Origin of the sequence: Chitinophaga eiseniae (assembly GCF_012641265.1) — a bacterium.
Taxonomy (GTDB): domain Bacteria; phylum Bacteroidota; class Bacteroidia; order Chitinophagales; family Chitinophagaceae; genus Chitinophaga; species Chitinophaga eiseniae_A.
The window spans coordinates 130,283-154,897 of the sequence record NZ_JABAHZ010000005.1; the positions used below are offsets into that span (position 1 = coordinate 130,283).

Below are 24,615 nucleotides of genomic sequence, written 5' to 3' on the forward strand. Positions count from 1 at the left end.
ACAGATGGCATTTCCGTACTTTTGACCATATCAGATAGTATTGCCATGATAAAAACTGCCGATCACCTGTATCTCCAGGTAGCTGATAACATTGAACAGCTGATAGAAAAAGAAGTGATGAAAATAGGGGAAAAACTGCCCTCTGTCCGCATGCTGAGTAAGCAACAGGGTATCAGTTTATCTACTGCCTTCCAGGCGTATTATCACCTCGAAGGAAAAGGATTGATCGAGTCCCGCCCAAAATCGGGTTATTATATCCGCTTTAATTCTAAACGCATGCCTGCACTACCGGGCACCTGCGCCCCGGTAAGAAAGGCCAGCGAAGCTACGGTAAGTGATATGGTAATGGAAGTGTTCAGCCACATGCGCAATCCGCAGATCCTGAACTTTTCAGTGGCTACTCCGCCGGCAGATTTGCTGCCAGCAGCTAAAATGGCGAAAGCAGTTACGCATGCGCTGCGCAACCTGCCCAACAATGGCATTGGGTATGAAGCATTGCAGGGTAATGCCCTCCTGCGCGGACAGATAGCCCGTACCTCCCTGGCCTGGGGCGGTGCTTTTACCGCCGATGATGTAGTCACCACCAGCGGTTGCATGGATGCCCTCACCCTATGTCTCACCGCCGTTACGCAACCCGGTGATACCATAGCCATTGAAAGCCCTGCCTATTACGGCTCTATGCAGCTGGCCGAAAGCCTGGGACTGAAAGTGCTGGAAATCCCTACGCACCCGGTATCGGGCGTAGATCTCGACTATCTCGACAAAGCCATTCCCCGCCATAAAATCCGCGCCTGCCTGTTTGTTACCAACTACAACAACCCGCTGGGCTCCTGCATGCCGGATAAGAATAAAAAGATGCTGGTAGACATGGTGGTAAAGTATGATATCGCCCTGATAGAAGATGATATTTACGGCGACTTATATTTCAGCAAACAACGCCCGGTGAACTGTAAAACGTTCGACAAACACGGGCATGTACTGCTGTGCAATTCATTTTCCAAATCGTTGGCGCCGGGCTACCGCGTAGGCTGGACCATGCCGGGGAAATATAAAGAGAAGGTATTACTGATGAAGCAAAACCACTCTATCGCCTGCGCCTCGCTGCCACAGGCTGCCGTAGGGCATTTCCTGGAAATGGGACGCTATGAATTTCACCTGCGTAATCTCCGGAAAATGTTGCATACCCAGTGCCTGCGGTATTCCCAGGCTATCAGCGAATACTTCCCGGAAAGCACCCGTATCTCCCGTCCACAGGGCGGTTGCGTATTGTGGATAGAACTGGAAGAATCGGTAAATACTTTCGAACTATTCCAGCAGGCGCTGAAACATAAGATCAGCTTCTGCCCCGGCAGAATTTTCTCCCTGCAGAATAAATACAACAACTGTATGCGGATCAGCTTCGGCAATGCCTGGAGCAAGCAGGTAGATGATGGGCTGAAAACATTGGGAAAACTGATCCGGAAGATGAGCGTGTAACAACGGTTATTCTTTCAGGCTTTGCCGGAAGTAAATAAAATGATATTCGATGGATGTACGCCAATAGGCAGTATTATGATCTCCAGGGCGACTGATAAAAGTGGTGGGAATCTTTAGGCTATCCGCTTGCTGCTTCAATTGCGCAGAAAGTGGATATAAAACATCTGCTGTACCACAGTCAAAAATAAATGGTTTCCGGAAATCCGGATGCTGACGTAAAAGCGTGGAAATGCTGTATTGGCGCCAGTCCGTGGTTTCCGGGTCACCTATAATTTTAGCCAGGTCGTCTACCATTCTATCAGATTGCCAGAATAGCTGGCTTACCCGCTGAAAATTAGGGTAATCAATTTCAAGGGCGCCACTTGCCGCTCCGGCGGTATTAAAATAATCCGGATGTAAAATAAAATACCTCAATGCGCCGTACCCGCCCATGCTCAACCCGCTGATGAAAATATTTTTCTTATCTACCTTAAATGATCGCTGAACTTTCGGCACCAATTCTTTGAAAAAAAAGTCCTCATAGCGCGCGGCTTTATCGATAGGACTGTTGATATAGTAAGACGTGAAGCCGTCTGGTACAACGATGATAAAATTATATTGATCTGCCAATTGCTGAAGATCGGCTGTCTCCGGCCATTGCCGGTAGTTTTCGCTATAACCATGCAAAAGGTACACCACCGGGTATTCCCGGGTGTGATTGTACCTGGAGGGCTTGAATAGTAAAATGGTGTCTGGCTGCCTGAGATGATCGGAAGCTATGATCCATCTTTCCTGTGCATTTGTCGTCCTATTCATCAGGCACACCAGTGCTATTACTACCAGATTTTTCATTTTCGTACTTTTGCTGCAAAGTTCAGCAGGCGGCACATCGTTTGCAATAACGAACAAATTTGTTAGTCTAAAATTTTGTGTACGATGCGAAAAGAACATTCTACCAATGCCATGAATGAGCAGTTCCTGTTCGGGGTATGCGAGCTGAATTCAGCCATATCCGTGATCAGCGGGCGTTGGAAGTCGCAAATAGTATATTCTGTTTCCCAGGGGAATAACAGGTTTCACTTATTAAAAAAGGAATTACCTAATATCTCTGAACAGGTTTTAGGCAGGCAACTTAAAGAACTGGAAACACATGCCATTCTTGTAAAAAAGGAAATTGCCGGCACCGTTCCTATCGGCATTGAATATATCCTTACCAATAAAGGGCTGGACCTGGTGCCTATCCTGGAAAGCCTGTGTAACTGGGGAAAAGCATATGAAGGAAAAGAAATATCCGCTTGTGGGAATATTTTTTCACGCAAAGGCGCAAAGCGGCAAAGAAGCGAAGATAAAAGCGAATGCTAAGCTCGCAAAGTGCGAAGAATATGTAATGTACTTAATCTTTGCTGCTTACATACTTTGCGCCTTCGCGTGTAAAAGTTGCCGCCAGATGCCTGTATAGCAAGCGGCATCCGGCGGGCAACCAATGGGATTAACATCCTAAACAACCGTTATAACTGTAAATCAACAAAGAAAATCTTTTAACGTCCTTGCTGCCGGTGCAGCATTTGCACAATGCTGCACACTGCAACGCCCAGGATCATTTATGAACCGATCAACGGGTGCACCATAAGGCCGCCGTCTACATTATATTCTGCACCAGTAATAAACGATGCTTCATCTGAAGCCAGGAAGGTAACCATGTTAGCGATATCTTCCGGCTGTCCTAATCTTCCCAGCGGTGTAATGCTGCCAATATGTGTTCTGAACACGTCGGGCATCCCTACTTTTTCCAGCAAGGGGGTGGCAATTACGCCCGGGTTCACTACGTTGACACGGATCTTACGATCGGCCAACTCCCTCGACAATGTTCTTCCCAATGAATTCAGCGCGGCCTTGCTGGCCGATACTACAGTGGCATTAGGTGTACCTGAATATGCATTGAGGGCTGACAACAGGGTAATGGAGCCACCATCGTTGATCAGTGGCAATAACCGCTGGATGGTGAAGAAGGCGCCTTTAAAATTCACATTCATCAGTTCATCGTACAACTCCGGCGTTACGTTGCCAAAGGGCGACAGTTTGGCTACTCCTGCATTGATAAACAGGCTGTCTATTTTCCCATAGCGACTTTGTACATATTCCGCCAGCTTTTTTGCATCTTCCGGCACGGCCTGGTCGGCCTTAAATCCTTCTGCAGGGTGCCCGAGTGCGTATACGGCCTGTTGTACCGCACCCGGATTACGTCCTGTTATCAATACCTTTGCTCCTTTTCTTAAAAATGTGGCTGCTGTTGTATATCCTATACCGCTGTTACCGCCCGTGATAACAACTACTTTATCTTTCAGAGATGATGACATGAAATGCTGTTTTTTTGAGATTAACCAATGAGGGGATGAACACTGAAACCGCCATCGATATTATATTCTGCGCCGGTGATGAAAGAGGCTTCATCAGAAGCGAGGAAGGATACCAGTTTGGCAATTTCTTCCGGCTGGCCTATTCTGCCGGCAGGTAATTTTTTTGCCATCTCGTCTTTATTAATCGCCTCTTCGGGGATGCCGGCCTTTTGCAGGATAGGCGTTTCCACCGGACCAGGATTGACTGTGTTGACCCTGATTTTGCGGCTGGCCAGTTCACGGGATAATGTACGTCCCAGTGAGTTGAGCCCTGCTTTGCTGGCGTTGTATATCGAGGCGCCTGGCATGCCGGCAAGGGCGTTGATAGATGATAATAAGATGATGGTACCTCCGTCTTTTATCAGCGGGAGTAAGTACTGTACCGTAAAGAAGGCGCCTTTCAGGTTAATGTCCATGAGCCGGTCGAATGATTCTTCTGTTACTTGTGAAAAAGGCCCAAAATTGGCGATACCTGCGTTTACAAACAGGATGTCAATCTTGCCATAACGGTCACGTACATACTCCGCTAATTTTTGTGTATCTGCTATCTTTCCCTGGTCTGCTATAAAACTGTCGGTGTCATTACCCAACGTATCCACTGCCTGCTGTACGGCTTCCGGGTTACGTCCTGTGATTAATACTTTTGCGCCTTTCGCCAAAAAATCTGCTGCTGTGGCATATCCTATTCCGCTGTTTCCTCCCGTAATTACGGCTGTTTTATGTTGTAACTGTTCCATTCTATTGATTTATTTAAGATTATCGATGTAATTACTTTAAAAAAAAGAGAAATTTTTTTCTCGTTAATCCATAAATTTAAAAACTTCAATGTATTTATCTATAAAAAAAGCCGGTGGTAACCTGCCCGTTGGCCCCTCAGCTTAATTGTAAAAAGAACATGGACAATTGTTTCATCATCTCTTTATTGAGTGTTAATTCCACAATTCTACCATTTTTGGAGGAATTCAGCACGCCGCTATCCACCAGGATCTTTACATGGTGCGACACCGTCGGTTGCGACAAACACGTAAACTCACATACGTCACCACAAATCAGCTTGCCCTTCTTAACAACCTCCATGATTATAGATAACCGGTGCTTGTCTGCGATGGCATTTGCTGCTTTTTCTATAACTGCTAAATCCATAGAACAAAAGTAATACTATTTTCCAAATATCGAAATATTTCAATGAATATTTTTTTCCAGCATATTTTTCCGGTCCTGTATTCTCTCCCTCCGGTATGCCGCCGGTGTAAGCCCATGGTACTTCTTGAATAAACGGCTCATATGACTTTCATCCGTAAACCCCAGCTCGTCCGCTATCTCCCCGATAGTTAAATCGCTATGGGTAACCCTCAGCTGTACCAGGTTCAACTTATAATTCACGATATATTGCTGCAGGCTCTCCCCCGTTTGCTTCTTGAAAAACTCCCCTATATAATTAGACGACAGATGGAATACTGACGCCAGGTACTCCAGCTTCAGCAACTCCGGCTGGTAAATATGCTGCCGGATATACGCTACCAGGCGGCTAATCAGCGACGACTCCGCCGTGTTTTCTCCGACGTTCACATCTTCTGTTACATTTCTCGCCACAATGTTGAGCAACAAGGTTACATAGTGCTGCAGGTTATCCTGGTAATAAGGTGGCTTTTGATCATACTCTTCCACCATATTGTCAATCAGCGACGCAATCATCTTACAATCGTTCGTATGCCGGATTTGCAACTGTCCCTGCCGGTTATGCGCAAAAAACAGGTATTCCAGTTGCCGTAACCATTCCTCCAGCCGGGCCTTCTGCTGCGGCACCTGGCTCAGCCCCATAAACAGCTCGGAAAAGCGGATAGAGACAAACTCCGTGGCTGCTGCTACTTCAAAGCCCCGGCAATCCTGCGGCGTAAACAGGAATATACTCCCTTTATCATAAGGCAGCCTGTTCTGGTTAATAATGCGGAAGCCGCTTCCCTCGCGGATCTGCATGATCTCGAAGAAATAATACACCTTCGGTGCTACATCCCACGCCGACATATCAGCCTGGGTTAACTCAAATGGTGTATGTAGATTACGTGCGCCCATAACCTGCTAAATTACAATAATCACCCCGGATATCAACATGATAACAATTATGAGCCGAACGAGTGCCAGGGAAGCATTCCGGAGAGCGCGCAGATTATCCTTTTATGATGAAATCTTATTTATTGCCAGCCGTATATTTTTATACTATCTTTAGGCACCTGCGGCTGTTGATCTACTCAACAGCCGTATTATTAAATATGCCAAACTATCACTATGAAAACCATCAAGAAGCATCTCATCCTGCCAGTAGTAGCACTTGCCGCGTTTACTGCCTGTCACGACACCAAAGCGCCGGAAGAAAAAATCCATACGGAATCTGCACCACCACAACAGGCCGTTGTAGAAAATGAAACTACCATCACACGCCCTTGCGCCGTGTTATATTCACCTGATAGCATTAAACTGGAAAAATTAAAAAAAGATAACGGGGAAGAAGCTTTTTACACGATTGCCGACGATAACCAGAACTATATGGCTGATGCGCGTAACTTCCTGGAAGGCAAAGGCATCAACATACTGGAGCCTGCCGGCGGAAAGATGACCTTTCGTTCACCAAATCATCCTGCAGAACTGGATCTGAATGATAAAAAATATAACTGGGAAATATGGTTGTACGATGGTAACAAACTACACAAAGTAGATGTTACCGATATTGAAAATGAGTACGCCAAATACATGAAATAAATATCTCCGGGAGAATGATCCTTTCGGGTCGTTCTCCTGCTATTTCCAACTATCCCACACCGCTTTCGCAATCTTTGCAATCGTAGCATCCCGCTCCTCATCGTTCGCCTTTGAATCTGAAACAAATACAGCAATTGCCATATGGGTGCCGTTAGGCAAAGTAATAATGCCTACGTCATTGTTGGCTGCCGTGATGCCATCTACCGTCCATGAAGTGCCTGTTTTGTGCGCGACGGCTGTTCCTTCCGGCAGCAATCCCTTCAGCCGTTTTGCCCCGGGACCGGAGGTGGTCATCAAGTATAACAAATGCTCTTTACTGGAATCTGATAATACCGGATCCTGGAAAAATTTCTTTAGCAGCTGTACCATGGCAGCGGGTGTAGACCAGTTCCGGTACTGTACCTGCAAATTATCTTTATGCACCTGCGCTTCTTCCAGGGTAGCAATGCTGATAGACCGGATGCCTAGTCCATGTACATAAGCATTCACTTTTTCTGGTCCACCCAGCAACTTAAACAATATATCACAGGCGCTGCCATCGCTTTTACGCACGTTGTAGTCCAACAGTTCGCGCACCGTGAGGCTCACATTGCCGTCGGGGTATTTGTCGCGGAGCGGGCTCACGCCCGCTGTGGTGAGATCTGCCTTGTTGATCTGCACCGGTTGATCCATGCCTACTTTCCCGGCGTCGACCTGTTGCAATACCGCCATAGATACCGGGAACTTGTACACGCTCTGCATGGGGAAATGCTGGTCGCGGTTAAACGATACCGTGTCGTTCGTTTCCAGTAATTGTGCATATACGCCTACTTTTCCAGATATATTTCCGGCAATACCGGCAATCTGCTGGCGGAGCGTGGAATGACGGTTACCGCCTTGTGCAAAAACGTTCAAACAAGCTATGGTGGCTACTACAGAAAATATATAATGTTTCTTCATATCGATGATAATGAAAATATAAACGCTAATATAACTGATAATTCCGCCGGCCCGCCAAATTTTACATTTAGAATTTCGCCGCGTTAATATTATTTTAGGCGCCAAATCGAGGACAAATTGAGCAAACCGATACTTGTTATAAAATTTGGGACGGCTTCTATCACCCATCAAAATGGGGACCTGGACGAAACCGTTATTGCCGGCATTGCGCGGCAGGTGGCCGAATTACACCAGGATTACCACATCGTGCTGGTATCATCGGGGGCAGTAGCCGCCGGAAAGCAGTTTTTACGCCAGTACAACGGCACTATCAGCGAGCGCAAAGCCGCTGCCGCCATCGGGAACCCGTTGCTGCTGAACAAATACAGCCGCTACTTTGCGCCGTATAATATCGCCGTAGCCCAGAGTCTCTGTGAAAGAACGCATTTCTCCGACCGTAACCAGTTCCTGCAACTGAAGCGCACTTACGAGGAACTGTGGGCCAGCAACATTATTCCCATTGCCAACGAAAATGATGTGGTGAGCAGCCTGGAGTTAAAATTCTCCGACAACGACGAGCTGGCCACCTTGATAGCTGTGGGTTTTGGCGCTTCGCTCCTGCTCTTCAGCACTTCTGTAGCCGGTGTGCTGGACCGGGAAGGGAAAGTAGTACCGCAGATCGATGTTATTGACAAAGCCGCGCTGGGACTAGCCGACAAGGAAAAATCGGCCCTGGGACTGGGAGGTATGGTGTCTAAGCTCACCTTTGCCCGTTTAGCTACCCGGATGGGTATCCGGGTGGTCATCTTTGGTATTCGTACGGAAGATGGGATACTCAATGCCATAGCAGGTAAAACAGGTACCTTGTGCCTGCCTCAGCCCTGCAGCATGCCTGCCCGTAAGAAGTGGCTGGCCAGCGGCAGCCTGGTTACCGGTCGTATACAAATAGATGCGGGCGCGCAAAAAGCGTTGGAAAAACGCCACAGCCTCCTGGCAGTAGGCGTAAAAGCCGTTCTCGAAAAATTTGAATGCGGGGAAGTGATCGAAATTGTGAATGAAGACCAGGTAGCCATCGCCGTAGGCAGGGCTAAAATCGCTTCCGACGTGTTGGATACTCATCATAAAGCACAGAATACAGAGGTAGCACATGCCGATGATATTGTGTTGTTATAACCGGAAATAAATCATGCAAACGATACTACCATTACTGGAAAAGGCACAGCAGGCAGGCGTATCCATACGCACCTTACCTGATGCACAAAAGCAGTTGCTCCTGCAGCGACTGGCAGTCGTGATCCTGATTCAGTCGGACGCCATTACCGTCGAAAATAAAAAAGACCTGGACCGCATGCCGGATGAAGATCCTAAAAAGGACCGGCTCCTGCTTACCGAAGCCCGTATCCGCGACCTGGCCACCAGCCTGGAAGCGATTGCCGGCTTGCCCGATCCCGCCAATGTGCTCCTGCTGGAACGCACGCTGGACAATGGTTTGCTGGTACAGAAAAAAACCGTGCCCCTGGGCGTGGTAGGCGTTATTTATGAATCACGCCCCAATGTAACCGTCGACGTAGCGGCGCTCTGTATCCGTTCCGGCAACATATGCGTATTACGCGGCGGTACCGATGCCTTTCATACCAACGTCATCCTCGTACAGCTGATACAGGCGGTATTAAAGGAGTTTGGGGTAGATGAAAACGCCGTGCAGCTGCTGCCTACAGACCGTAACCTGGTAACAGAAATGCTGACCGCAGTAAAATATATCGATATCATCATCCCCCGTGGTTCTGAGCAGCTGATCGAATTTGTAAGGGCCAATTCCAAGGTACCGGTCATTGAAACCGGTGCAGGTGTTTGCCATACCTATGTGGAAAAAACAGCCGACTTACAACAGGCAGCCGCCATCGTTACCAATGCTAAAGTGTCCCGGCCTTCGGTATGCAATTCCCTGGACACCGTACTGGTAGACGAAGCCGTAGCGGCAGACTTCCTGGCCCTGCTGGCGCCGCAGTTGCAATCCTATGGCGTAGACATCTATGCAGATCCCACCTCATTTGACATCCTGCAGCAACAACAATATCCGCGGTTATTTGCTGCCGCGCCGGAAGATTTTGGAAGGGAGTTTTTATCGCTGAAATGTTCCGTGAAAGTAGTGCCTGACACTACCGCTGCACTATCGCATATACAACATTTTTCTTCCCGCCATTCTGAGGCGATTATCTCCAGGGATGCTGCCGTGAGTGAGCGTTTCCTCAATGAGGTAGATGCCGCGGCGGTTTATGTTAATGCGTCAACCCGGTTTACCGACGGAGGTGTATTTGGCCTGGGTGCCGAAATAGGTATATCCACGCAGAAACTCCATGCCCGCGGGCCTTTTGCGTTGGAAAAGCTGGTAACAGAGAAGTGGTTTGTATATGGCAATGGCCAGGTGAGATAAGATAAGAATAGCCCCGCATGGTGCGGGGCTATGTATCACTATGCAATAGTAATTTGTTCGTTCAGGTATACATCCTGGATGGCATTCAGCAGAGCGGCTCCTTCCGCCATAGGACGTTGAAATGCTTTGCGTCCGGAGATCAGCCCCATTCCACCGGCTCTTTTATTGATGACCGCCGTGCGTACGGCTTCTGCCAGGTCGGCCGCCCCTTCCGACGCACCGCCGGAGTTAATTAATCCCATACGTCCCATATAGCAGTTAGCTACCTGGTAGCGGCACAGGTCAATCGGGTTATCTGAAGTTAACGACGTATAAATACGCTCATCCAGTTTACCGTAAGAAGAGCTGCCGGTGTTAAGCGCCTTGTACCCGCCATTTACCGTAGGCAATTTCTGTTTGATAATATCCGCCTGGATGGTAACGCCGAGATGATTGGCTTGCCCGGTAAGATCGGCCGACAGGTGATAATCCACGTCTTTTTTGAAAGCATCGTTGCGCAGGTAGCACCAGAGAATGGTAGCCATGCCCAGTTCATGCGCCCTTTCGAAAGCCTGCGATACTTCCACCAGCTGCCGGTCTGATTGTTCGGAGCCAAAATAGATGGTGGCGCCTACTGCTACGGCTCCTAAATTCCAGGCTTCTTCCACGGTGCCATACATCACCTGGTCGGCCCGGTTGGGATACGTGAGCAGTTCATTGTGATTGATTTTTACAATGAATGGAATCCGGTGTGCATAGTGTCGCGATACCGCCGATAACACGCCAAAGGTGGAAGCCACCGCATTGCAGCCGCCTTCTATGGCCAGCTTCACAATATTTTCAGGATCAAAATAAGCGGGATATTTCGCGAAAGAAGCGCCGGCACTATGTTCAACGCCCTGGTCAACCGGGAGTATCGACATATAGCCGGTGCCGGAGAGTCGCCCGTGATTAAACAGTTGTCCCAGGCTGCGCAGCACCTGTGGATTCCGGCTGGAAGGCAAATAAATCTTATTCACCGTATCAGGGCCGGGCAGGTGCAACAAATCTTTGCTGATGGTTTTGCTTTGATGTTGCAGGAGGGTATCGCTTTCTTTTCCTAATAATTCGCTGATTTTTTCCAAGGATAACATAAGCTTTACTTTTTTGGTACAACTAATTTAAACATTTAATGGGATCCGCTTAGTACGGAGTAGGACTCTTGGGTGTAGGTTTATCATCCCGTTCTTCCGTTACCAGTTCTGTGCCTTCAAAGGCGCCGCCAGAGCCGTCGTGAATAACAGGTTCTTCTTTAACCGGTGCTGGTTCCGTTGTTGTTGTGTCTTTGTTAGGAGTGATATTCATAGCCATAATGACAAATGTAAGGATTACCGGGAAAATGCAGGTCCGGGGGAGGTTTTGAAAAAAATAATGATAATTTGATGTTAGGAGGAAATACTATAACTTTGGAAGGTAAGTATCCAACCCCGTAAAAAGGATACCGGGAAGAACTAGCACTGGAAATCAACCCTCAGAAGATCATTAACGCGCTATGAACTAAGACATTTACCTACAACACCTGACCTTTTTCAGTGAAACTATCCTTGGTTAATTATTATTGTTAAAATCCTACGACTACTAAAACATGAGATTGAAATTTTTAGGAAGCCTGAAAAATACCATTACCAAAATCATCAAATTGGGAACTCGAGGAGTTATCAATGAGGAATTGGTAACAAGAATTACTTTAGTTAATTCTCTCAGTCTGGCAATAGTGATCCTGATTATTTCTGTTGGCTGTGTCTATTACATGCTTACGAAGAAATTGACCATACTCTTACCCGCATCGATGGAAGCAATGCTAGCCGTATCTCCAATCTTTCTCAATCACTATAAAAAATATGACCTGGCTGCCTTGATTACTTTCTTCACGCAATGTGTTGCCTCCATATATTTTGGATTGTTGCTGGGAAATGTATTGGAATTACAAGCAATGGTAATTTTCTTATTCCTGATCACTTTTCTAATCTTTAAAGATAAGGTGACAAGACGTGTTTGTATCGCTGCATCTGTTGTGATATTACTGATCCTGGAAATTAACTATTACGATAGTTTTGTTGAGATCATGCCACTTAACCATAACACCACTGTCATTTTCAAAGCACTTTCAGTAATAGGAGTAATGGTCTTGATCATTGTTGTGGGTAGTCCATATGTTACAAGCAATGATCAGCTCCACAAGGCTAATTACTTCAAGAAAATGTTTGTATATCAGGTCACCCACGAAATGCGAACCCCTCTCAATGCAATATATAGCGTAGCTCAGCTCTTAAAAAGAGAAGTGAAACTGGATGATAATCTGAAGAAAATAACCCCGTTGATAGACCATTTGATGACTGCCAGTGACAATGCCCGCCGGCTGATCAACAATGTATTGGACATGGCACAAATTGAGTCTGGTAAAATGGAAACTAATTCCAACGAGGTAATTGAGCTTTCTCCCTTCATATCTAAGATTACCGATGTTAATAAAATTATTGCCAAATCCAGGCAAATCAATGTCCGGTTGTCAATAAAGGAAATGCCGCCAGTTATCCTTTGCGACACGCTCAAGTTAAACCAGATCTTCACTAATTTGTTGGCAAATGCCATAAAATATGCAGACAAGAAAACCAATATTGATATAATAGTTACTGGCAATACAGACAACAATACCTGGCAGATGCAGTTCATTAATCAGGGAAGCCCTATCCCAAAAGAAAAACTGGATAGTATCTTTGAGCCATTTGTTACCAATAAAGATAAACATGTAGAAGGAACAGGGCTTGGACTGTATATTGTTCAAAACAAGGTAAAATCAATGGATGGAGAAATTATGGTATCGAGTTCCGCAACGGGCAAAACGTCCTTTATGGTGACGCTACCACTTACTACTGCCAGTTCCGCTGACATTACACCAGAATCATCTGGATCTATCGAAGAAAAAGATCTCGGCAATATTCATGTTATGGTTGCTGAAGACGATGAATTAAATGCAAAGCTGCTTCAAATGCTGCTTAACAAAATTGGTTGCGAAGTAACGCTCACCTCCAATGGAATAGAATTATTACAGCAAATAGAAAAGAAAGTCCCTGATATGATTATCATGGATTATCATATGCAAGGACTTAATGGTATTGAAGCTTTACAGCAAATAAGAACCACGCCGTTATATGCACATATTCCGGTAATAGTCGCCACCGGTGATGTATACGCCGAATCACAGAAGAGCCTTTTGAACGCCGGAGCAAATGCAGTGATCGAAAAACCGGTAAGACACTCCGATTTACTAGCTATCATGAACAAACACATACGCCATTTCGATGAAGAGTTACAGGAAAGTGCATAAGCTAAACTGCTTTTCTCATCTCTGTGGTCATTTGGGTTTCCTGCCAGATTGAATTGAGGCGTTTATAACGCGGCGTATGGACTTGCCAAATCCAACTGGCCTGAACGCAACGCTCCAAACCATCTAAGTGCTTACGTAGTTGCTGAGCTACAGGAATATTCTCTTTCAGTACGTCCATACAAACTGCATTGACTTCAGCGAGCAACGACATAAACTCTCTCAGCAATGCCTGTACTACGTTTCCTGCCTCTTTTAAAATCTCGCTCAGAGAACAACCGGGATTATTCATTGCCAATACTGCTATCAAATTTGAGTCAGCGCCATTGTCAATGATTTCTTTTTCAAAAGAGAACAAATCATTCATCAAACCACCAATAGCAGCAGTCACATACTGTAGTCGTTCCAATCTGGAGGCAATTCCAATGTGGTTCAACCATTCTTTGTCCAGAAATTCCCCTATGCTATAATCGATCAAACTAATAACGTGGTGCATTCCGGCCATGTGACAACGCAAATCAGTATATCCGGTTACAGTCAATACCCTTCCTAGCTCCACAGCGTTACAATTTCTATGCGTCACTTTTATATGATGATTATATAATGTCAGGAACTGATCAAACCATTCACGCGGTGAATCAATCATCATCTGGCGAAGTATGTCCCGATTCGCTATTTCTATAGACGCAAGTTCATCGTCATCCCCTTCAAGTACTTTTTCACTCGCCATCCGATTGACAATCGCTGCTGCACTTACCTGTTGTTCCAGGGATAATTTATCAAAAACCTCTCTCCCCATTGTATCGTTCAAATAGTAGTCGATCGAAAGATTTTTAACAATTGGTAACATTCTATCAAGACTAGCATCCGGAAATAAAAATATTGCGCAGGTGATGTAATGCTCTGCGCTTGGCAGCCATATGTCATACATTTCACCAAACGACCGCGCAGCCTTCGCCAACGATGAGGCAAAAGGGTGCTTTTTAAATGAGCTACAATACTCTTCCAGTCGGAAGCCATCATAATTAAACATCTCTAATAAAGAAAAGCTAGGATTTCCATTCGCCATCATTGCAACATATTCCTTTTGCATTTTTTGCATTCTGGCATGCGCCAGCATCTGAACATTGTGTTTCATAATTGTTTGTTTTGAGTAAAAAAGAAAAGATGAAAAACCAATTTCTAAATAAGGTCCTGATTTAAGAGAGAGCTGTGTCTTGCAGGTTCAGCTAAGGGATGAAAGGTATATACCGGGAAATAGTTCGAACAAATATATTATACTTTTAATATACAAAAATTCACTGAATTATAAATTACTACCGTAATTTTACTATTAACCCCGCCACGATTTACCTATATTTGTCCCCCGGAATTCAAAACAGCCCATATGACCCAAATTGCGATCATTCGCCATGGAACTACTTCCTGGAACAAAGCCGGTAGATTACAAGGACATTCAGATATCCCCCTGGATGAAGAAGGTATTATGCAGGCGCTCAAACTTGGGCAGTGGCTCACCCGTGAATCATGGGATCTGGTGTATTCGAGTCATTTGATCAGGGCCAGGCAAACCGCTGCGATCATAGCACAGGAACTACAAATTAGCGCTGTTATTGAAGACAGCAGAATCGGGGAAGCCGGGGGAGGCCTCATCGAAGGCACCACCGAAGCCGAACGACTCGCCAAATGGGGCGACAACTGGAAACAAATGGACCTCGGCATGGAAACCAATGCCTCCGTACTCCAACGGGGCAATGCTTTTATCCAGGACCTGCTCGCCGAAAATCCGGGCAAAAGAATACTGCTCATCACCCACGGCAGCTTTATCCGCCAGATGCTGGATGCCCTCCTGCCGGAAATGCATCCTACGCCTCCTATGAAAAATACTTCCCTCACCAAGCTGCAGTTTACCGATCCTAACTGGCGCTGCGACCTCTTTAATTGCGTGCGCCATCTCGAATAGCCTTATCTTTACCCGTCATGAAGCTATTACTGATAGAAGATGAACCTGCTGTAGTATCCGTTATTACCCGCGGCCTTGCCGAAGCCGGCTACGAAGTCAGCGTAGCTCCCGACGGCAACAGCGGCCTCCAAATGGCGCTCAATAACCCATCCTTCCGGCTCATTATACTCGATGTAATGCTGCCCGGCATCAATGGCATCGAAGTATGCCGCTCCCTGCGAAAAGCGCAGCTGGAAGTACCCATACTCATGCTCACCGCCCTCGGCACCACCGAAAATATTGTGATGGGACTCGATAGCGGCGCCGATGACTACCTCGTAAAACCATTCAAATTACAGGAACTCGAAGCCCGCATCCGCAGCCTGCTCAGAAGGAAAACCAATAATACCGATATTCCCGTCGTACCAACGTCGCCGGCTATACTTAGTTTGGCCGACCTGGAACTGGATACAGATACCAAAACCGCCAACCGGCAAGGGAAAACCATCGCCCTCACCGCTACAGAATACCGGCTGCTGGAATACCTGCTGAAAAATCCGCGGAAAGTGCTCTCCCGCCTGGAAATACTGGAACAGGTATGGGGCATCGAATTTAATATGAATACCAAAGTGGTAGACGTATATATTAACTATCTCCGGAAAAAAATTAATAAACATAACCCGGCAGAACTCATTCATACCGTAGTGGGACTCGGATACATGATCAGGGAAAATAAGGCCGATGAAAATACGTACTAAGATACTACTGCTGTTTGCCGGTTTAACCGTTTCCACCATCCTCATGATGAGTATACTGGTGTATTATTTCGCCAACCAGCACTCTTTCGAGGACTTCTACAAACGACTGGAAATACGCGCCTATCTCAGTGCCAAAGCCACCCTTCCCTATTACGAATCCGATTCAGCCATCTATAACGAAATCAGGGAAGAGCACCTGGAAAAATTGCCTTCCGAAAAGGAATACTTCCTCCCCGTAGCCGCCGACGGCTCCATTCATAACAATGAACAGCTGGCGCTCCCCGCCGACTTCTACTCCCGGGTAATCCGGGAAAAGAAAGCCACCTACCGCGAGGGCGACCGCTTCTATGAAGGCGTGCTCTACAAAAGTAAACAGGGCCTTTATATCGTGATTGTTTCCGCTATCAACAAATACAACGCAGAATACCTGGGCTGGCTTCGCAGGATCTTAATCATCAGCTCCGTGGCATCGAGCCTGATACTGGTAGGCGCCGGCATTTTCTTCTCCCGCTATATACTCCAACCCATCCGGCATATAATGGGACAAGTGAAAAGTATCAGCTCCCGCAATCTCCACCTGCGGCTCAACGTAGACAATAGCGGCGATGAAATCAACGACCTGGCCAATACCTTCAACAATATGCTCGACCGCCTGGAAACAGCCTTCGAAACCCAGAATAACTTTGTGAGCAATGCCTCCCATGAGCTGAGCACCCCGCTTACCGCCATCATCGGGGAAGCGGAACTGGCCCTCAATAAAGAACGTACCCCCGAAAAATATATCTATTCCCTCCAAAACATCCTGAGCGAAGCAGGGCGACTGGAACATATTACCAAAAGTCTACTCCACCTGGCCCAGACCGGCTTCGATGGCAAAAAGCAGGAATGGAGCCAACTCCGCAGCGATGAATTACTATTTACCGTAAAACATACCATCGATAAACTCCATCCCGGCAATAAGGTGGAGATCGACTACAGCCTCTTCCCGGAAGAAGAAGATAAGCTGCTGATCCCCGGCAATGAACAACTACTGGAACTGGCCCTCAGCAATATTGTAATGAATGCCGTGAAATATTCCAACAATCAACCGGTATCCATCGCACTGGCAGCCACTGAAAAGAAAAATATCATCATCGTAAAAGACCTGGGCATTGGCATTCCCGCGGAAGACCTCCCTTACATCTTCTCCCCCTTCTTCCGGGCCTCCAACACCTCCCATTTTAAAGGGTATGGTATAGGCCTGCCACTGGCCATGAATATCATTCGTATGCATAAGGGCGATATCATCGTGAACAGCCAGGTAAACCACGGAACCGAGATCAGGGTGGAGCTACCACTGTAGACCCCGCTTTCTTACCGAATTCTTACCACATTCTTACCACCTTTTAACCCCGCTCTTACTGGTTCCTTATATGCGCCCAATAATTTTGTGATCATAAAAGCTACCAGATATGAAAAATATTCTAATTCCAACAGACTTCTCCATACGATCTCTCAGTTATGTGCACAGCATCGTGGCACAACACCCTTACGAACCCGTAAATATCATATTGATGCATGCGCTACAGATGCCCGACTCGCTGTTCGACCTGGTTACCTACACCCGCAACAGCAGGCACCTGGAACTGATTTCGGCCGACTTCCAGGATGGTTGTGAAATCATCCGTAATAAATATTCTTCCGCTATTCACCAGTTGAAAATTGAATTCTTTCACGGCAGCACCCGCGCAGCATTGCGCAACTTCCTGCTGGCACAGAACATCGACCTGATCATACAACCCGCAGATCATGAATATACGCCGCCTTCCAAAAGAAGCTATGATCCGGAGAAACTGATCAGCAAATGCAACTACCCGAAAATGAAGATTCAATTGCAAAAACAACGGTTTGTGGCCAACAGATCCACCATATCAGCACTTTTGCTGGCAACAGAATAAAAGCAAGGTTATGCTACTCAAGAAAAATATCCCCCTTAAATATGTATTCGGTAAAATCAGGTTCGAAATCATGCTGGTAGCGGTTTACTCGCTCACCATCAACATCCTTTATTACCAGTATGATGTCACCAACCTGGTGATCCCTATTGCAGTGCCCATGGTATTGGGTACGGTGCTTTCCCTCCTGCTGGCCTTCCGGTCTAACCAGGCCTACGACCGCTGGTGGGAAGCCAGAAGCATATGGGGCGCCATTGTAAATGATTCGCGCTCACTCACAAGGCAGGTACTCAGTTTGATGGATGCAACGTATCAGTCGGAAGACCTGACCCTGTTCCAGGAGCGCTTTGTAAAGCGACAGGCAGCATGGTGCTATAGCCTCGGACAATCGTTACGTAAGACAGATCCGCTCAAAGGTGTAGACAGACTATTAACAAGAAGGGAACTTAACTACCTGATGAAATATGATAATGTGCCCGCTGCCTTGTTGCTCTTACATGGAAAGGACCTCAAATATGCCCTGGAACAAGGCTGGATTAACCAGTATCAGCAAATAGCGCTGGATGAAACCTTGTCGCGGCTCTGCGATGCCATGGGAAAATGTGAACGTATTAAAAACACGGTGTTCCCGGCTACCTACAGCCTATACACCCACTTTACGCTCATCTTCTTCATACTGCTATTGCCCTTTGCATTGATAGATGTGCTGGGATTTATGGAGATACCACTGGTAGTGGCCATTGCCTCTTCTTTCCTGCTGATAGAAAAGATGGCGATCAACCTGCAGGATCCGTTTGAGAGCAAACCTACCGATACGCCGGTGACCACCATTTCCCGGAATATCGAAAAAGACCTCCGGCAAATGCTGCATGAACAATACCATGCGCCGGAAGAAGCAGAAGAAAAGCCAGCCTACTACGTGCTGTAAAAATACTTTGTGTTTAAGGTGTTCTTCCCAAAGAACCGTAATTTATAGCGTAGCGATCAAGCCCCCACTTCAGCGGGGGCTTTTTTATACTCACTCCCGAAAGGGAACATCGCTAAGGCTGTAACCAGGGTTAATAAAACTGATTTATCTCCAAAATAAATAAAATGGCTAATTTGTCGGTTTCATAAAACTGTTGCCTTGAAGAAAGTACTGAAGTACATCGCCTACACGCTGTTAACCTTTTTTAGCCTGATTGGTATATACCTGCTGTCGGCGTATATCCTTTCCCGTATGAGCACCGCCAAAGAGCTGGTGAGCGATGCAGATATTCCTATTTACATCCTTACCAATGGTGTACATACCGACCTGGTAGTGCCCGTTCGTACCGCGCAAATCGACTGGAGCACCCGTATTCCATACCATAACACCATTGCCAACGATAGCAGCGCCCAGCTCCTGGCCTTCGGCTGGGGCGATAAAGGATTTTACCTGGAAACACCCACCTGGGCCGATCTAAAGGCCGGTACCGCCTTCAAAGCCGCCTTTAATTTAAGTACCGCCGCTATCCATGCCACCTACTATCATCAACTCAGGGAAAATGAAAGCTGTCGCCGTATTATGATCAGCGCATCCCAATACACCCGGTTAATACAATATATCAACAACAGCTTTAAAACCGGCGCCGATGGCCTGCCGGTGAAGATAAACACCCACGCCAATTATGACAACAACGATGCCTTTTATGAAGCCAAAGGCAGCTATAACCTGTTTTATACCTGTAATACCTGGGCTAACAGCGGCCTGAAAAGCTGCGGACAAAAAGCCTGCCGCTGGACGATTTTTGATACGGGGATATTTTATCAATACAGGTAATAAGCAAATAAAAAAGCCTCCCGGCATTATACCAGGAGGCTAAAATATTCACGGATAAAGGGGAAACAATTACATGGCAGGAGCACCTGAACCATCCACAGTGACAGCTTCCGCTACTCCATTGTTTATCGTACGCACGCAATAACGATCTACTCCATTGACAGTCTGCAGTGGTGTAATATCGTACAATGCAGATCCATACTTAGTTTCGAAGGTGTTTACTATATTCTTCGGAACGTATGCTTCCGTTACAGGTAATGCAGCCTGTGGCATCATATTCTGGGATTGTGCCGGCGCAACAATTACAATATGTTTCTTTTCTTCCTTACGCATTCTTCTCTCTTCCCTTCTTTCTTCTTTCTTCATATGGTGACGATGGCCCAACGTGTTCGCACTGGCAGTTGCCGGTATTATACCAACGGCAATCAACCCCATACCTGCTATCAATACATAATTCATCATCTTTTTCATAGTCCATGGTTTTAGATGAAAGAATCTATTTCCAATACAAAGTTCCGTTATTAGGTATTATGTTGCGCACTTCTAGCAGGGTGATGAGTAGATGCCGGTTGCAGCTCAGCAGCTGCGACCGGCTCCTGTTAGTCACTACAACTAATAGCAGATAGAGCAGCTATGGGCAATTTTAACAATCCATAAATATAGGATAAGAATTATGTGTGAGGCTTTTCTTTCTAAATTATTTTATTTTATCAGGATGAGATGAACTTACAACGAAACCTTGTTTATATAATATCATTAAAATAAGTCCGGTAATCCTGCCGACGCTAAACGGCCCATTTTTTCTACCTTAGCCGGGAAAAGTCCGGTATCCTTTGCATTTTCTAAAAGGATATCTATCAATGGGCCGCATTACCCTTAACTTCCAACAATGAACAAGCCATATATCATCTGCCACATGGTGGCATCTATCAACGGAAAAATACTCACCGAAAATTGGGAACATCCTCAAAAAGTAAAACAATATTCTGCACTCTATAATAAAATTCACGAAGACTATCACACACAAGGGTGGATACTTGGCCGGGTATCGTTGGAAAAAGATTTTTATGAAGGCGCCAAAGCAGAACTTATCCAACCCACCAATACCATGAGCCGCGCCCCTTTCATAGGCGACAAAACCGCCAAAAGCTTTGCCGTGACCGTCGACACCAAAGGGAAACTAGCCTGGGATACCAATGAAATCGGTGGCGATCATATTATTGCCGTTCTTACCGAAGATGTTAGCGATGATTACCTCTACTACCTGCAGCGTAAAAAAATATCCTACGTCTTTGCGGGAAAAAAAGAAGTAGACATCAAAAAAGCACTGCATCACCTAATCACCCTGTTCCCCATCAAACAACTCATGCTGGAAGGCGGCAGCATTCTCAATGGCACCTTTCTCAATGAAGGTCTTATTGATGAATTTAGCGTATTGATTGTACCCATTGCCGATGGCACCCCCAATACCCCCACGGTATTCGAAATTACCAAGCAGGCGGGCAAAGGGAAAGCAGCCTTACTGAAACTGGCGGGTGTGGAGAAGTTAGCAGGCGATGTGGTCTGGCTGAGGTATGTGTTGAAATAGAAAATGTTTGCCTGATGACGGAAACCGCGTTCTTCCAAACCGTATATCATCATCATAACTTATTTTCTAACAAGTAAAATCTTAACCATGACAATCGAACAAATCGCCACCCGTTTGGCAGAACATTGCCGCAATGAAAAATTTACCCAGGCACAAACCGAGCTGTATGCGGATGATGCGGTGAGTATAGAACCATACGCCACCCCTGATTTTGAGAAAGAAACCAAAGGGCTCCCGGCCTTAAAGGAAAAAGACCGAAAGTTTAACGCAATGGTGGAAGCAAGATATGGTTCTACCGTGTCTGCTCCCTTAATAGCCGGAAATTCATTTTGCTTTACCCTCACGATGGACGTCAAAATGAAAGGTAAGGACCGCCAAAAGTTTTCGGAACTTTGTGTGTATACCGTGAAGGACGGTAAAATTATTGCCGAGCAATTTTTTATGTAAAAGAAAGTATAGGCCGGTTTTATGGAAAAAACCGGCCTTTTAGCCTTGACGAAATGTATACACGCCTCATCAATTATCGCTCAAATCCGGATTTTGAGTGATGTAAGATGCCCGTCAGCAGCGGCAATAACCCACTTGACCGTACATTCACCGGCAAAATTATTTACATGATAAAATCCTTCTTTTTGCTGGCGGTTTCCTTTTTATGCCTGAATGTTACCTGCAGTTTTGCACAATCAGAGCAGGCTGAAAAACCGGAAAACAGGATCGACAAATTTGTGGACAAGCACCTTTTCACCATTGCACCCGGAGCAGTGGTATTGGTTGCCAAAGGTGAAAACATCACCTATTATAAAGCCTTCGGTAAAGACAATGTGGCTAAGAACACGAAAATGAACAAAGAGACCGTATTCCGGATAGGGTCGCTCACCAAGCCATTTACAGCTATCGCCATCCTGATGCTGATGCAAGAACATAAAATTAACCTGAGTGATACCATACAGCAATATATACCCGATTTTCCGTTGAAAGCCTACCCGGTAACGATAGAACATCTGTTGACCCATACTTCCGGCATAAAAAACTATTTTGAAATAAAAAATCAGGCAAAAGAAAAACAACAATATACCCCACGGGAAGCCATTGCCTATTTTGAAGAGGAACCACTGGAGTTTGAACCGGGAACACAATACCGGTACAGCAACTCTAATTACTACCTCTTAGGTTATATCATTGAAAAAGCGAGTGGACTAAGCTATCCGGATTTCATCCAAAAACGCATTTTTGATGTTGTAGGAATGCTACACTCCTACTACGGACAGGTGTCTGGCCGGCGATCCCGGTTGGCTGCCGGCTATTCCAGGTTCAATGGCAAAATGGAAGATGCAGCACTACAGGAAATCACTTCCATTTATGCTGCCGGAGGATTACTATCCAATGCAATGGACTTATTACATTGGCACCAGGCTTTATTCAACGGGAAATTAATCAGCAACACAATGCTGACAAAGGCCATCAGCCCTTTTAGATTAAAAAATGGCCAGCTATCGGAATATGGCTATGGATGGTTCCTATCCGGCATAGATAGCATGAAAACCATTGAGCATAGCGGATCAACGGATGGATACCAATCAGACCTCGTTTATATACCGGAGAAGGATACACGCATTATTACCCTGTTCAACTGTTATGAAGCTGACCGGGAGTGGATAATAGCCACCAATGATATAGCCAGGCTGGCCACCGGTCAGCCTTTGAAGGAGGATCTTCATTTATCGAAATCATCGCTTCAGCAATATACAGGGACCTATAAACACAACGAGGATTGGCAGATGATATTTACCATGAAAGGAGATGATTTATATGTACGCTGTCCTAAAGCGGGGCTTCCTGATATAAAACTATACGCCCTGAAAGAGAATTATTTTTATACAAAGGAAACCCCTATAAAATTTGAATTACTGAAGCAGCCTGACGGCAGCATGTTACTCGTTACCTATAACGATTCCGGCAAAGATGCAGAATGGAAGCGCGTTGATAAAACGAACGGCGAATAACCCGGACTTATCCTGGCTAGTGCGGTAACAACCATTGCCAGATGGCAGGATTGGCGTAATTCCGGAAATACGGTATCCGGTGAAAGGTAATAAAATTGGCATTATGCTGACTGTTCGCGCCACCTTCTCCGTCGTCAAATGCGGTGCGGGATACGAAAATAATATCCGGCCCCTCAAATTTGAAATCAACATATTGAAAGCCGTGTGTGAGCACATCATGATGCGTGAGTACAATCCCTTGTATGTTCCAGTGGAGCAGGTCGGGAGAAGAAAGGAGCGCCAGCGTATTTCTGGTACGTTCTGCATTCCCGTTCTTGTATACATCGGGAACATAGTTACTGATGGACCAGTACAGGTTGCTCACCGGATCATGCAGGATGGCGAACTTCTTACAACCTCCGGGAAAAGGCACAAAGCCGGTTTGCGGATCAAACGAAGCGGTGGCTCCGTCGCTGCTGATCTTAATGATAGAAGCCAGTTCATCACCATTCACCTGGTAATTGGTCCTTAAAACATCCACCATATCTCCGGAGGGTGTGACCACCGCATTTCCCTCCAGCCATCCTCCGAAATCTCCACCTAGGTAGGTGCTATTGTAACCCATCCGGTTACTTTGCAGCCAGCTGGAAGCTTTTAGCAGGTCGCTGTTTTCCGGTGCGGAGATCATAAAAGCACGGAATGCTTGTCCCCATACGGTACCACCGCCCATCAGGTCCTCCATGGCACGCCATATCCGGCCATTGTGACTGATTACGGGAGTGGGCGCACAATGATACTTGCCGTTCTGACGAATCCTGCCCGTTTCCCCGTCAACCGGGTTTGTCCAGGTATGTCCTCCGTCGCCGGATTTCCGGATCAGGATGTCTCCGCCGGATTTTGAGGTTCCCATGATGTATAAGGCATCGTGATGATAAAACAACTGTGACCAAAATTGTCCCTGTAAAGTGGCTATTTTATTCCATGTCTTCCCTTTGTTTTCCGATAAAAACACCCATGTCACCGGGGAATCAACATAAGGAGCAAGCGTACTATTGAGGTCGCACGACACCACGTAATTGCTGTCGGGCAGCACGCAGATAGATGGTGAACCAAGATAGATCTGGGAGGATTGAGGAGAATGGGCTACCACAGTGCCAGGAACTGCCTGCATCTTACAGGTACTGTCGTTTTCCACCATCATCCCGTCATGGTCCTTTGTGCAGGCAGCCAGTACGACTATTGCAAATATGAATGCAAGCCTGGTTATTGGTTTTATAATATGATACATTGACTAGTATTTTATGATG

The 24,615-nt window shown here is 46.1% G+C and carries 26 protein-coding genes; 15 read left to right on the forward strand and 11 right to left on the reverse strand.

The annotated features are described in order from the left end of the window. Positions 1 to 45: 45 nt before the first annotated feature. The gene (locus HGH91_RS20735) at positions 46 to 1,476 is read left to right on the forward strand and encodes a PLP-dependent aminotransferase family protein (RefSeq protein ID WP_168740722.1); all 1,431 of its coding nucleotides are present in this window, start codon (positions 46 to 48) and stop codon (positions 1,474 to 1,476) included. Between the two features lie 6 nt (positions 1,477 to 1,482). Here the strand turns inward: HGH91_RS20735 and HGH91_RS20740 are convergent, their stop codons facing one another. Beyond that, positions 1,483 to 2,307, reverse strand: coding sequence for an alpha/beta hydrolase (locus HGH91_RS20740; protein WP_168740723.1), 825 nt, complete (start codon positions 2,305 to 2,307; stop codon positions 1,483 to 1,485). Between the two features lie 84 nt (positions 2,308 to 2,391). Between HGH91_RS20740 and HGH91_RS20745 the strand changes: the two genes are divergently transcribed. Beyond that, on the forward strand, positions 2,392 to 2,817 hold the full coding sequence (locus HGH91_RS20745; protein WP_168740724.1) for a winged helix-turn-helix transcriptional regulator: 426 nt from the start codon (positions 2,392 to 2,394) through the stop codon (positions 2,815 to 2,817). Positions 2,818 to 3,056: 239 nt separating this feature from the next. On the opposite strand, the gene HGH91_RS20750 is transcribed toward HGH91_RS20745, so the two are convergent. The 4 genes from HGH91_RS20750 to HGH91_RS20765 all read right to left on the reverse strand — a co-directional run bounded on the left by HGH91_RS20750 (position 3,057) and on the right by HGH91_RS20765 (position 5,924). Then, a complete protein-coding gene (locus HGH91_RS20750) occupies positions 3,057 to 3,812 on the reverse strand; it encodes an SDR family oxidoreductase (RefSeq protein WP_168740725.1) in 756 nt (251 codons plus the stop codon). Positions 3,813 to 3,832: 20 nt separating this feature from the next. After that, a complete protein-coding gene (locus HGH91_RS20755) occupies positions 3,833 to 4,588 on the reverse strand; it encodes a glucose 1-dehydrogenase (protein WP_168740726.1) in 756 nt (251 codons plus the stop codon). A gap of 136 nt (positions 4,589 to 4,724) precedes the next feature. Beyond that, positions 4,725 to 4,994, reverse strand: a complete 270-nt coding sequence (locus tag HGH91_RS20760) for an ArsR/SmtB family transcription factor (RefSeq protein ID WP_145673940.1) — start codon at positions 4,992 to 4,994, stop codon at positions 4,725 to 4,727. Between the two features lie 39 nt (positions 4,995 to 5,033). Beyond that, entirely contained in the window at positions 5,034 to 5,924 is an 891-nt protein-coding gene (locus tag HGH91_RS20765) for an AraC family transcriptional regulator (protein ID WP_168740727.1), read from the reverse strand. 213 nt (positions 5,925 to 6,137) lie between these two features. On the opposite strand from HGH91_RS20765, the gene HGH91_RS20770 reads away from it, so the two are divergent. Then, entirely contained in the window at positions 6,138 to 6,608 is a 471-nt protein-coding gene (locus HGH91_RS20770; protein ID WP_168740728.1) for a hypothetical protein, read from the forward strand. Between the two features lie 39 nt (positions 6,609 to 6,647). On the opposite strand, the gene bla is transcribed toward HGH91_RS20770, so the two are convergent. Further along, positions 6,648 to 7,547, reverse strand: a complete 900-nt coding sequence (bla, locus tag HGH91_RS20775) for a class A beta-lactamase, subclass A2 (RefSeq protein ID WP_168740729.1) — start codon at positions 7,545 to 7,547, stop codon at positions 6,648 to 6,650. Between the two features lie 117 nt (positions 7,548 to 7,664). Here bla and proB point away from each other — a divergent pair, with 117 nt between their 5' ends. Continuing rightward, the gene (proB, locus tag HGH91_RS20780) at positions 7,665 to 8,699 is read left to right on the forward strand and encodes a glutamate 5-kinase (RefSeq protein WP_145673948.1); all 1,035 of its coding nucleotides are present in this window, start codon (positions 7,665 to 7,667) and stop codon (positions 8,697 to 8,699) included. Between the two features lie 13 nt (positions 8,700 to 8,712). Continuing rightward, on the forward strand, positions 8,713 to 9,960 hold the full coding sequence (locus tag HGH91_RS20785) for a glutamate-5-semialdehyde dehydrogenase (protein WP_168740730.1): 1,248 nt from the start codon (positions 8,713 to 8,715) through the stop codon (positions 9,958 to 9,960). A gap of 38 nt (positions 9,961 to 9,998) precedes the next feature. On the opposite strand, the gene HGH91_RS20790 is transcribed toward HGH91_RS20785, so the two are convergent. Both HGH91_RS20790 and HGH91_RS20795 read right to left on the reverse strand, forming a co-directional pair. Beyond that, positions 9,999 to 11,072 carry a class I fructose-bisphosphate aldolase gene (locus HGH91_RS20790; RefSeq protein ID WP_168740731.1) on the reverse strand — a complete coding sequence of 358 codons (1,074 nt, stop codon included), beginning with the start codon at positions 11,070 to 11,072 and terminating at the stop codon, positions 9,999 to 10,001. Between the two features lie 49 nt (positions 11,073 to 11,121). After that, positions 11,122 to 11,289, reverse strand: coding sequence for a hypothetical protein (locus tag HGH91_RS20795; RefSeq protein WP_168740732.1), 168 nt, complete (start codon positions 11,287 to 11,289; stop codon positions 11,122 to 11,124). A 274-nt stretch (positions 11,290 to 11,563) separates the two neighbouring features. Between HGH91_RS20795 and HGH91_RS20800 the strand changes: the two genes are divergently transcribed. Next, positions 11,564 to 13,306, forward strand: a complete 1,743-nt coding sequence (locus HGH91_RS20800; RefSeq protein ID WP_168740733.1) for a hybrid sensor histidine kinase/response regulator — start codon at positions 11,564 to 11,566, stop codon at positions 13,304 to 13,306. Position 13,307: 1 nt separating this feature from the next. Here the strand turns inward: HGH91_RS20800 and HGH91_RS20805 are convergent, their stop codons facing one another. Then, positions 13,308 to 14,441, reverse strand: coding sequence for a terpene synthase family protein (locus HGH91_RS20805; RefSeq protein ID WP_168740734.1), 1,134 nt, complete (start codon positions 14,439 to 14,441; stop codon positions 13,308 to 13,310). Between the two features lie 249 nt (positions 14,442 to 14,690). Here HGH91_RS20805 and HGH91_RS20810 point away from each other — a divergent pair, with 249 nt between their 5' ends. The 6 genes from HGH91_RS20810 to HGH91_RS20835 all read left to right on the forward strand — a co-directional run bounded on the left by HGH91_RS20810 (position 14,691) and on the right by HGH91_RS20835 (position 19,738). Further along, a complete protein-coding gene (locus tag HGH91_RS20810) occupies positions 14,691 to 15,266 on the forward strand; it encodes a histidine phosphatase family protein (RefSeq protein ID WP_168740735.1) in 576 nt (191 codons plus the stop codon). A 17-nt stretch (positions 15,267 to 15,283) separates the two neighbouring features. Further along, positions 15,284 to 16,003, forward strand: coding sequence for a response regulator transcription factor (locus HGH91_RS20815; RefSeq protein ID WP_168740736.1), 720 nt, complete (start codon positions 15,284 to 15,286; stop codon positions 16,001 to 16,003). Continuing rightward, complete coding sequence (locus tag HGH91_RS20820; RefSeq protein ID WP_168740737.1) at positions 15,987 to 17,345, forward strand: sensor histidine kinase; 1,359 nt, start codon at positions 15,987 to 15,989, stop codon at positions 17,343 to 17,345. The genes HGH91_RS20815 and HGH91_RS20820 overlap by 17 nt, the downstream gene beginning before the upstream one ends. A gap of 109 nt (positions 17,346 to 17,454) precedes the next feature. Beyond that, a complete protein-coding gene (locus tag HGH91_RS20825; RefSeq protein ID WP_168740738.1) occupies positions 17,455 to 17,940 on the forward strand; it encodes a hypothetical protein in 486 nt (161 codons plus the stop codon). Between the two features lie 10 nt (positions 17,941 to 17,950). Next, on the forward strand, positions 17,951 to 18,865 hold the full coding sequence (locus HGH91_RS20830) for a bestrophin family protein (protein WP_168740739.1): 915 nt from the start codon (positions 17,951 to 17,953) through the stop codon (positions 18,863 to 18,865). A gap of 198 nt (positions 18,866 to 19,063) precedes the next feature. After that, on the forward strand, positions 19,064 to 19,738 hold the full coding sequence (locus HGH91_RS20835) for a TIGR02117 family protein (protein WP_168740740.1): 675 nt from the start codon (positions 19,064 to 19,066) through the stop codon (positions 19,736 to 19,738). A gap of 69 nt (positions 19,739 to 19,807) precedes the next feature. Here the strand turns inward: HGH91_RS20835 and HGH91_RS20840 are convergent, their stop codons facing one another. Next, a complete protein-coding gene (locus tag HGH91_RS20840) occupies positions 19,808 to 20,209 on the reverse strand; it encodes a hypothetical protein (protein ID WP_168740741.1) in 402 nt (133 codons plus the stop codon). A gap of 418 nt (positions 20,210 to 20,627) precedes the next feature. Here HGH91_RS20840 and HGH91_RS20845 point away from each other — a divergent pair, with 418 nt between their 5' ends. From HGH91_RS20845 to HGH91_RS20855, 3 genes are all read left to right on the forward strand, one after another. After that, the gene (locus tag HGH91_RS20845) at positions 20,628 to 21,326 is read left to right on the forward strand and encodes a dihydrofolate reductase family protein (RefSeq protein ID WP_168740742.1); all 699 of its coding nucleotides are present in this window, start codon (positions 20,628 to 20,630) and stop codon (positions 21,324 to 21,326) included. Positions 21,327 to 21,413: 87 nt separating this feature from the next. Beyond that, positions 21,414 to 21,773 carry a SnoaL-like domain-containing protein gene (locus tag HGH91_RS20850; protein WP_168740743.1) on the forward strand — a complete coding sequence of 120 codons (360 nt, stop codon included), beginning with the start codon at positions 21,414 to 21,416 and terminating at the stop codon, positions 21,771 to 21,773. A gap of 167 nt (positions 21,774 to 21,940) precedes the next feature. Then, entirely contained in the window at positions 21,941 to 23,329 is a 1,389-nt protein-coding gene (locus tag HGH91_RS20855) for a serine hydrolase domain-containing protein (RefSeq protein WP_168740744.1), read from the forward strand. A 16-nt stretch (positions 23,330 to 23,345) separates the two neighbouring features. On the opposite strand, the gene HGH91_RS20860 is transcribed toward HGH91_RS20855, so the two are convergent. Next, positions 23,346 to 24,596: a sialidase family protein gene (locus HGH91_RS20860; protein ID WP_168740745.1), complete on the reverse strand. Its 1,251-nt coding sequence runs from the start codon at positions 24,594 to 24,596 to the stop codon at positions 23,346 to 23,348. Positions 24,597 to 24,615: the final 19 nt, after the last annotated feature.

What these genes read in the sequence shown, in the direction of transcription:
- HGH91_RS20850 (WP_168740743.1), top strand. Translation starts at nt 21,414, where the DNA reads ATGACAATCGAACAAATCGCCACCCGTTTGGCAGAACATTGCCGCAAT.
- bla (WP_168740729.1), bottom strand. Translation starts at nt 7,547, where the DNA reads ATGAAGAAACATTATATATTTTCTGTAGTAGCCACCATAGCTTGTTTG.
- HGH91_RS20830 (WP_168740739.1), top strand. Translation starts at nt 17,951, where the DNA reads ATGCTACTCAAGAAAAATATCCCCCTTAAATATGTATTCGGTAAAATC.
- HGH91_RS20805 (WP_168740734.1), bottom strand. Translation starts at nt 14,441, where the DNA reads ATGAAACACAATGTTCAGATGCTGGCGCATGCCAGAATGCAAAAAATG.
- HGH91_RS20765 (WP_168740727.1), bottom strand. Translation starts at nt 5,924, where the DNA reads ATGGGCGCACGTAATCTACATACACCATTTGAGTTAACCCAGGCTGAT.
- HGH91_RS20825 (WP_168740738.1), top strand. Translation starts at nt 17,455, where the DNA reads ATGAAAAATATTCTAATTCCAACAGACTTCTCCATACGATCTCTCAGT.
- HGH91_RS20750 (WP_168740725.1), bottom strand. Translation starts at nt 3,812, where the DNA reads ATGTCATCATCTCTGAAAGATAAAGTAGTTGTTATCACGGGCGGTAAC.
- HGH91_RS20855 (WP_168740744.1), top strand. Translation starts at nt 21,941, where the DNA reads ATGATAAAATCCTTCTTTTTGCTGGCGGTTTCCTTTTTATGCCTGAAT.
- HGH91_RS20790 (WP_168740731.1), bottom strand. Translation starts at nt 11,072, where the DNA reads ATGTTATCCTTGGAAAAAATCAGCGAATTATTAGGAAAAGAAAGCGAT.
- HGH91_RS20795 (WP_168740732.1), bottom strand. Translation starts at nt 11,289, where the DNA reads ATGGCTATGAATATCACTCCTAACAAAGACACAACAACAACGGAACCA.
- HGH91_RS20860 (WP_168740745.1), bottom strand. Translation starts at nt 24,596, where the DNA reads ATGTATCATATTATAAAACCAATAACCAGGCTTGCATTCATATTTGCA.
- HGH91_RS20755 (WP_168740726.1), bottom strand. Translation starts at nt 4,588, where the DNA reads ATGGAACAGTTACAACATAAAACAGCCGTAATTACGGGAGGAAACAGC.
- HGH91_RS20815 (WP_168740736.1), top strand. Translation starts at nt 15,284, where the DNA reads ATGAAGCTATTACTGATAGAAGATGAACCTGCTGTAGTATCCGTTATT.
- HGH91_RS20760 (WP_145673940.1), bottom strand. Translation starts at nt 4,994, where the DNA reads ATGGATTTAGCAGTTATAGAAAAAGCAGCAAATGCCATCGCAGACAAG.
- HGH91_RS20810 (WP_168740735.1), top strand. Translation starts at nt 14,691, where the DNA reads ATGACCCAAATTGCGATCATTCGCCATGGAACTACTTCCTGGAACAAA.
- HGH91_RS20820 (WP_168740737.1), top strand. Translation starts at nt 15,987, where the DNA reads ATGAAAATACGTACTAAGATACTACTGCTGTTTGCCGGTTTAACCGTT.
- HGH91_RS20745 (WP_168740724.1), top strand. Translation starts at nt 2,392, where the DNA reads ATGCGAAAAGAACATTCTACCAATGCCATGAATGAGCAGTTCCTGTTC.
- HGH91_RS20845 (WP_168740742.1), top strand. Translation starts at nt 20,628, where the DNA reads ATGAACAAGCCATATATCATCTGCCACATGGTGGCATCTATCAACGGA.
- HGH91_RS20735 (WP_168740722.1), top strand. Translation starts at nt 46, where the DNA reads ATGATAAAAACTGCCGATCACCTGTATCTCCAGGTAGCTGATAACATT.
- HGH91_RS20840 (WP_168740741.1), bottom strand. Translation starts at nt 20,209, where the DNA reads ATGAAAAAGATGATGAATTATGTATTGATAGCAGGTATGGGGTTGATT.
- HGH91_RS20740 (WP_168740723.1), bottom strand. Translation starts at nt 2,307, where the DNA reads ATGAAAAATCTGGTAGTAATAGCACTGGTGTGCCTGATGAATAGGACG.
- HGH91_RS20785 (WP_168740730.1), top strand. Translation starts at nt 8,713, where the DNA reads ATGCAAACGATACTACCATTACTGGAAAAGGCACAGCAGGCAGGCGTA.
- HGH91_RS20770 (WP_168740728.1), top strand. Translation starts at nt 6,138, where the DNA reads ATGAAAACCATCAAGAAGCATCTCATCCTGCCAGTAGTAGCACTTGCC.
- HGH91_RS20800 (WP_168740733.1), top strand. Translation starts at nt 11,564, where the DNA reads ATGAGATTGAAATTTTTAGGAAGCCTGAAAAATACCATTACCAAAATC.